The sequence below is a fragment of the Achromobacter sp. Root565 genome (assembly GCF_001427425.1).
GTDB classification, from domain to species: domain Bacteria; phylum Pseudomonadota; class Gammaproteobacteria; order Burkholderiales; family Burkholderiaceae_B; genus Achromobacter; species Achromobacter spanius_D.
In genome coordinates this window covers 1,557,382-1,559,529 of record NZ_LMGO01000001.1, presented here as the reverse complement: position 1 = coordinate 1,559,529, position 2,148 = coordinate 1,557,382, and the positions used below count along the sequence as shown (strand labels likewise).

Here is a 2,148-nt window from a genome sequence, read left to right as displayed (position 1 = left end):
ATCGGGGCTTGCAATGGGCGTCTCAGTAGGTGTCTGACACCCGTTGTGATGCTGCAACTACTTGCCGGGCATCTCCCTAGGGTGTCAGACACCTTTTGSGAGGGTGTCAGATACCTTTTGGGCACACCGTGGCGCTCGAACAACGGGTGTCTGACACCCGCGTGCACCGCGCGCCAAATGGCGTAGGCCCCGGGCCGCGTGATGCGGCGCCGGGGCCTACGGTTGGTCCGAGGCAACGCCTAAAGCCAGGCGTCAACCCATTACGCGTTGGCCAGCTTGCCGTCGACCATGCGCGTCAGGCCGAGCGGGTTGGCGCGCTTGATGCCGTCGGGCAGCAGGGCGTCGGGCAGGTCCTGGTAGCAGACCGGGCGCAGGAAGCGGCGGATTGCCGTGGCGCCCACCGACGTCGAGGCCGGATTCGACGTGGCCGGGAACGGGCCGCCGTGGACCATGGCGTGGCTTACTTCCACGCCGGTCGGGTAACCGTTGGCCAGGATGCGGCCGGCCTTGCGTTCCAGCACCGGCAGCAGTGCGCGGGCGTCGTCCACGTCGGCGCCGTCCACGAACAGCGTCGCGGTCAGTTGGCCTTCCAGGTGCTCGGCCACGGCGCGGACCTGCGCAGCATCCTTGCACGCGACGACCAGCGAAGCGGGGCCGAAGACTTCGGCTTCCAGTTCGTGCGAAGCCAGGAACTGGTCGGCGCTGGCGCCAAACACCACGGCGCCGGCGGCGTTGCATGCTGGGTTCGAGGGTTCACCGCGGCCGACCGTCGACACGCTGGCGTGACGGGCCAGGGCGTCCGCGCCTTGCTCATAGGCCGAGAAGATGCCCGGCGTCAGCATGGTGGCGGCGCCCTTGGCCTTGACGGCCTCGGCGGCAGCCTTACGGAAGCGGTCCAGCGCCGGACCTTCGATGCCGATCACCAGGCCGGGATTCGTGCAGAACTGGCCCACACCCATCGACAGCGAATCCACGAAGCCCTTGGCGATGGTCTCGGCGCGCGCTTCCAGCGCGGCCGGCAGCAGGAAGACGGGGTTGATGCTGGACATTTCCGCGTACACGGGAATCGGCACCGGGCGGGCGTTGGCGGCGGCGACCAGCGCCAGACCGCCACGGCGCGAACCGGTGAAGCCAATTGCTGTGATGGCCGGGTGGGTCGCCAGTGCGGTGCCGATTTCGTTACCGGCGCCGAACAGCAGCGAGAACGTGCCTTCGGGCAGGCCGTGCTTGGCGACGGCTTGCTGGATGGCGCGGCCGACCAGCTCGGACGTGCCGGGGTGGGCATTGTGCGCCTTGACGATCACCGGGCAACCGGCGGCCAGCGCCGACGCGGTGTCGCCGCCCGCGACCGAGAAGGCGAGCGGGAAGTTGCTGGCGCCGAACACCACCACGGGGCCCAGGGGAACGTTGGCCAGGCGCAGGTCGGCGCGCGGCAGCGGCTGGCGCTCGGGTTGGGCCGGATCAATGGTGGCGTCCAGGAAATACCCGTCGCGAACGACGCGGGCGAAGAGGCGCAGCTGGCCGACCGTGCGGCCGCGCTCGCCTTGCAGGCGGGCGACGGGAAGGCCGGTTTCCTGGTGCGCGCGCTCGATCAGCGCATCGCCAATGGCCACGATGTTTTCAGCAATGCTTTCAAGGAATTGCGCGCGCGTCTCCAGCGGCAGGGCGCGGTACGCGTCGAAGGCGGTACGGGCCAATTCGGCGGCGCGCGACACGTCGTCAGCGGAGCCAGCGGGGTAGGCGGGTTCCAGGCGTTCGCCAGTGGCGGGGTTGATGGCGTGCTGGGCAGCGCCCGCGCCCAGGACGGCGGTCGAGCCGATCAACATCTGGCCGGTCAAATTCATGGTCATCTCCAAAAATAGACGCCGATCCGAAGGATGGGCGTTTTCGCCCCCGACGGGTCCGGGGAAAAAAATGCCCCCGGACCGGGGGCAGATAGAAGGGGTCAGGGCAAGCCGATCACTCGGCGCCGGACTTCTTGATCAGGGCGGCGAGCATTTCCATTTCTTCGCCGGTCAGGTCGGTCAGCGGCGCACGCACCGGGCCGGCGTCGTGGCCGACCAGCTTGGCGCCGGCCTTGACGATGCTGACGGCATAGCCGGCCTTGCGGTTGCGGATTTCCAGGTAGGGCAGGAAGAAATCGTCCAG

Annotated in this window: 1 protein-coding gene and 1 pseudogene; both read right to left on the bottom strand. The window is 68.6% G+C overall.

Annotated elements, in window-relative coordinates; all coding sequences use genetic code 11:
- Positions 1–260: 260 nt before the first annotated feature.
- On the bottom strand, positions 261–1,844 hold the full coding sequence (locus ASD71_RS06935) for an aldehyde dehydrogenase (NADP(+)) (RefSeq protein ID WP_056561427.1): 1,584 nt from the start codon (positions 1,842–1,844) through the stop codon (positions 261–263).
- A 115-nt stretch (positions 1,845–1,959) separates the two neighbouring features.
- Positions 1,960–2,148, bottom strand: a pseudogene (locus ASD71_RS06930) (5-dehydro-4-deoxyglucarate dehydratase); the annotation flags it as partial.